A 6,148-nucleotide genomic window follows, 5' to 3' on the forward strand; every position below is an offset into this window, starting at 1 on the left:
CATCGAGTTGAAAATGTATTGCGTGAACTGGATGTTCTGCTGGGCTACTCCTTCCTTTACTATGGCAAGAAGTGCCAGCACTGTCATTAATTTTATCTGGCTTTTCATTTACAGACGTTTTATCAATACCCAACCTTTATGCACTTCCCTTGAGTTACCCACGTGGGTAGTTATCAAGTAGTAGTAAGTGCCTTCCGTGAGGCCTTGTCCATTCCAATTGTTCCGGTAGTTATCATTGCGGTACACCTCGTTACCCCAACGGTTCACCACCGTAATCTCCACGCGATCAAACCCTTCGATACCGATGATCTCAAAGTTATCGTTTTTGCCGTCACCGTTCGGTGTGAACACGTTCGGTATTTTAAGCGGGTTCACTACAACTACCGTTACCGTTGCTATCGAACAATTATCGGGGTTCAGCTTTTCGCAGATTTGATACTCCAGCGTGTATGTACCGCCCCGTGTACCGGGTACCACATCGACAGAGCCTCCCGGATCGAGCCTTAAAGCCGGATCGCCGTTTACCAATGTAAGCGTCACTTCGTCGGGCACCACCGGCGCCCCGCTGAGTTGATCGTTGTCAAACACATTGATTACATCCGATGTTCCGTCATATCCGTTCACACCGGTCACCCGATCTTCAACCGCCAATATTTCGGACGGTGCAACCACCACGGTTACAGTAGCCACCTCACAGTTATTCGGATTAACGATATCGCATACTTGATAGTCAAACGTATATGTGCCAGCCGGCGTATTCGGCAATACGGTCACCGTTCCATCCTCTTCCAACACCAACGGTGAAGGACCATCTGATGGCATCCTTGTGAGAGTCACCTCTTCGGGTACGATCGGCTCGCCGTTTACTTTATCATTGGTGAAGACATTACCCGTAGCGCCTCCGGTCCTGCCGTTCACAGGGCCGAAATCATCGTCTTCTATTTCGATTTCGTTGTAATACGCCTCCACTTCGGCGGTTGCGGTGTGCGTTACTTCTTCGCCACCGGGCCCTTGGGCTGTCACTGTCGCCGTATTAACAACCCCGCCAGCCACCAAATCGGCAGCCGTTGTGACATAAATTGTCTGGAATGTGTGTGCTTGGGCCGCGCCGGGTCTCACTCGTGCAATTTTCTGCACAAAGCCGGTCAACGGATCGGTTATCTCCACGTTATAAAGCGTCACGTTGCCCACGTTGGTAACCTGCAACTGATAAACAATACGATCACCCACCCTTTCGACCTGCTGCCTATTGGCAACTTTGTTGATGCGTATAGCAGGTGTCTGCGCAATCGGTGTAATGGTTTTATCGCCGGGCTCCGGCGTATTCGGGTCGTCTGACAAAAACTCCGGTGTGCGGTTTCCTCCCGGTTCATCGCCCGATACGTGGGCTTGGTTGATGACCTCGCCGGCGTCCACATCAGCCTGAGTAACCACGTGGCGGGCCATTGCCGTGACCGATTCGCCCGGTTTGAGTTGGGCGACAGGCGAGCCGGAAATAATCTCAGCGTTATCATCGGTAATCACGACATTGGTCAGGGTTACGTTACCCGTGTTGGTTACGACGATGTCGAAGTATTTAATTTCGTCACCCACGTCATACGGCCCTTCACTGGTTACCCCTTTCGTCAGCGACAGCGCCGGTTTGCTATCCATGTATACCACTGTCGGATCGTTGGATTCAGGCGTACCCGGATTATCAGATGGCACCTCGGGTATCGTATTCCCGTCGGGATCATTACCCGTTACTCTTGCCTGGTTTACAACCATACCCGCATCAATATCGGCTTGGGTAATCCGATGGCGGGCAATAACTATTGCCTTGGCATTCGGCGCCAAGCGGGCCATCGGCGAACCGGATATAATTTCCGCATTATCGTCGGTAACCACCACATCCGTCAATGTCACGTTACCCGTGTTGTGGATTACAAGCTCGTAATTGATATAGGCGCCAACCACATAAGGACCTTCGCCCGTTGCACGCTTGGTCATCGACAATGCCGGGCGTTGCACCAGCTCCACTACAGTAGGATCGTTTGGCTGCGGCGTGTCGGGGTTGTCCGATGGGACTTCCGGTATAGTGTTGCCCGTCGGGTCCTCACCGGTTACCTTGGCTTGGTTCACCACAACACCTGCATCAACGTCGGCTTGTGTCACCTGATGGCGGGCGATTACCGTGGTCGAAGCATTAGGTCTCAGGCGCGCTATCGGTGAGCCCCCAACAATTTCTGCATTATCGTCAATTACTACCACGTTCGTCAGTGTCACGTTGCCCGTGTTGCGGACCGTGATTTCATAATTGATATAGTCACCGACTCCATACGGACCTTCACCTGTTGCATGTTTGGTAAGCGACAATGCTGGCTTCTGTGCGAGCTCAACCACCGTCGGATCGTTCGGCTGCGGTGTATCGGGGTTGTCAGAAGGCACTTCCGGTATCGGGTTACCGTCTGGATCGTCGCCTGTTACCTTGGCTTGGTTAACCACCGTGCCCGCGTCGATGTCAGACTGCGTCACCTGGTGGCGGGCGATGACCGTGGCGCTTGCTCCTGGCAATAGCTTAGCAATCGGCGAGCCGGATACGATCTCCGCATTGTCGTCGGTGACCGTTACATCAGTCAAGGTCACGTTGCCCGTGTTGGTAACGATGATTTCAAAGTTGATGTATTGGCCGACTGTGTATGGGCCTTCTCCGGCTAAGCGCTTGGTCAGCGATAAGCCCGGCTTTTGCGTCAACTCCACCACCGTCGGGTCGTTCGGCTGCGGCGTATCCGGGTTGTCCGAGGGCACTTCCGGTATCGGGTTACCATCAGGATCGTCGCCTGTTACCTTGGCCTGGTTCACCACCGTGCCCGCGTCGATGTCAGACTGCGTCACTTGATGGCGTGCAGTAACCGTGGCGCTTGCTCCTGGCAATAGCTTAGCAATCGGCGTACCTGCTGTAATCTCCGCGTTGTCATCCGTTACCGTTACCTCCGTCAACGTCACGTTGCCCGTGTTGGTAACGATGATTTCAAAATGGAGATACTGGCCTAACGTGTAAGGCCCTTCGCNCGCTTGGTTAACCACCGTGCCCGCATCGATGTCCGACTGCGTCACTTGATGGCGTGCAGTAACCGTGGCGCTTGCTCCTGGCAATAGCTTAGCAATCGGCGTACCTGCTGTAATCTCCGCGTTGTCATCCGTTACCGTTACCTCCGTCAACGTCACGTTGCCCGTGTTGGTAACGATGATTTCAAAATGGAGATACTGGCCTAACGTGTAAGGCCCTTCGCCCATCGCGCGCTTACTGAGCGATAAACCCGGCTTCTGCGTCAACTCCACCACCGTCGGGTCGTTCGGCTGCGGCGTATCCGGGTTGTCCGAGGGCACTTCCGGTATCGGGTTACCGTCTGGATCGTCGCCTGTTACCTTCGCTTGGTTAACCACCGTGCCCGCATCGATGTCCGACTGCGTCACTTGATGGCGTGCAGTAACCGTGGCGCTTGCTCCTGGCAATAGCTTAGCAATCGGCGTACCTGCTGTAATCTCCGCGTTGTCATCCGTTACCGTTACCTCCGTCAACGTCACGTTGCCCGTGTTGGTAACGATGATTTCAAAATGGAGATACTGGCCTAACGTGTAAGGCCCTTCGCCCATCGCGCGCTTACTGAGCGATAAACCCGGCTTCTGCGTCAACTCCACCACCGTCGGGTCGTTCGGCTGCGGCGTATCCGGGTTGTCCGAGGGCACTTCCGGTATCGGGTTACCATCAGGATCGTCGCCTGTTACCTTGGCCTGGTTCACCACCGTGCCCGCGTCGATGTCAGACTGCGTCACTTGATGGCGTGCAGTAACCGTGGCGCTTGCTCCTGGCAATAGCTTAGCAATCGGCGTACCTGCTGTAATCTCCGCGTTGTCATCCGTTACCGTTACCTCCGTCAACGTCACGTTGCCCGTGTTGGTAACGATGATTTCAAAATTGATGTATTGGCCGACTATGTATGGGCCTTCTCCGGTTAAGCGCTTGGTCAGCGATAGACCCGGCTTTTGCGTCAACTCCACCACCGTCGGGTCGTTCGGCTGCGGCGTATCCGGGTTGTTCGAGGGCACTTCCGGTATCGGGTTACCCTCAGGGTCATTGCCCGTTACCTTGGCTTGATTCACCACAACACCCGCGTCCATGTCCTGCTGCGTCACCTGGTGGCGTGCGATGACCGTGGCCACGCCATTCGGGACTAGGCTCGCTATTGGCGAGCCGGATACGATTTCCGCATTGTCGTCGGTGACCGTTACATCCGTCAACGTCACGTTGCCCACGTTACGGACGATGATCTCAAAATCAATGTAATCGCCGACTGCATAAGGCCCCTCGTCAGTCGCCCGTTTCGTGAGCGACAAAGCGGGCTTCTGCACTAGCTCGACTACTGTCGGGTCGTTCGGCTGCGGCGTATCCGGGTTGTCCGAGGGCACTTCCGGTATCGGGTTACCCTCAGGGTCATTGCCCGTTACCTTCGCTTGGTTAACCACCGTGCCCGCGTCCATGTCCGACTGCGTCACTTGATGGCGGGCAACGACCGTAGCCACGCCATTCGGGACTAGGCTCGCTATTGGCGAGCCGGATACGATCTCCGCATTGTCGTCGGTGACCGTTACATCCGTCAACGTCACGTTGCCCACGTTACGGACGATGATCTCAAAATCAATGTAATCGCCGACTGCATAAGGTGCTTCGCTAGTAATGCGCTTCAACAAGGAGAGCGCCGGATTTGCCGGAACCTCTACTTCCGTGGGCGTGCCGGGCGTATCGGCCGGGTCAAGGGGCTCAGATGGGTTGTTTGGGTCGCCCGGAACGGATTCCACGGGCGGAATCGACTCGGTGCTACTAGGGGGCGTACCTGAGGCTTCCGCAATGTTCTCAACCATGCCCAGATTCTTCTCTATCTGCGTTACCGTATAGCTCGCCGTACCCGTTGTGCTCATGCCAGGGGTAAGCGTAGTTGTAGCCAAGGTTATCGCATCGGCTATCTTCGGGTCGTTCACCTCGACGTTGTCGATCGTGACATTACCCGTATTGGTTATTGTAAACGTGTATTCAACTGTGTGGCCATCAGCAGACAGTATGCCGGTTTTTACCAGCGAAAGCGATGGGTTGGCTGGAACGTCAACCTCCGTGGGTATACCCGGGTCGCCAGGCGTGCCCGGGTTGTCCGGATCAGGAGTCGACGGAACAGGCGCGATCGGCTGGCCGGGCTCATCCGGATCGGCAGGATCGAACGGAGGCGTGCCCGTCACCGTCGCAGCGTTCTCTACCACGCCCGCATCTTTCTCAGGTTGCGTGATCGTGTACGTGGCATGCAGCTCCACAGACTCGCCCGGAGCCAATACGCCTTCACTCGAAGGCCAGGTACCGGTACTGTTATCAACGGTGCCGCCGGGAAGCTTAACGTCACTTGCCTCGATATCCGTCAGCGTCACGTTGCCCGTGTTGGTCACCGTGAACGTATACTCGATGGTGTTGCCGTCGGCAGACAGTACACCCGTCTTGGCAAAGGATAGCGATGGATTCGCTGGAACGTCAACCTCCGTGGGTATACCCGGGTCGCCAGGCGTGCCCGGGTTGTCCGGATCAGGAGTCGACGGAACAGGCGCGATCGGCTGGCCGGGCTCATCCGGATCGGCAGGGTCAAACGGTGGTGTGCCCGTCACCGTGGCAGCGTTCTCTACCACGCCCGCATCTTTCTCAGGCTGCGTGATCGTGTACGTGGCATGCAGCTCCACAGACTCGCCCGGAGCCAATACGCCTTCGGCCACAGGCCAGGTACCGGTACTGTTATCGACGGTACCGCCGGGAAGCTTAACGTCGCTTGCCTCGATATCCGTCAGCGTCACATTGCCCGTATTGGTCACCGTGAACGTATACTCGATCGTGTTGCCGTCGGCAGACAGTACACCCGTCTTGGCAAAGGATAGCGATGGATTCGCTGGAACGTCAACCTCCGTGGGTATACCCGGGTCGCCAGGCGTGCCCGGGTTGTCCGGATCAGGAGTCGACGGAACAGGCGCGATCGGCTGGCCGGGTTCATCCGGATCGGCAGGATCGAACGGTGGTGTGCCCGTAACCGTGGCAGCGTTCTCTACCACGCCCGCATCTTTCTCAGGCTGCGTGATC

The 6,148-nt window shown here is 56.1% G+C and carries 1 protein-coding gene; it reads right to left on the minus strand.

Translation table 11 applies throughout. The features are described from left to right. Positions 1 to 108: 108 nt before the first annotated feature. Positions 109 to 6,120 (minus strand): DUF7507 domain-containing protein, encoded by a 6,012-nt coding sequence (locus NGM62_RS21290; protein WP_262250329.1) that lies wholly within the window; start codon positions 6,118 to 6,120, stop codon positions 109 to 111. Positions 6,121 to 6,148: the final 28 nt, after the last annotated feature.

The organism is Parapedobacter soli, from assembly GCF_025460835.1.
Taxonomy (GTDB): Bacteria; Bacteroidota; Bacteroidia; order Sphingobacteriales; family Sphingobacteriaceae; genus Parapedobacter; species Parapedobacter soli.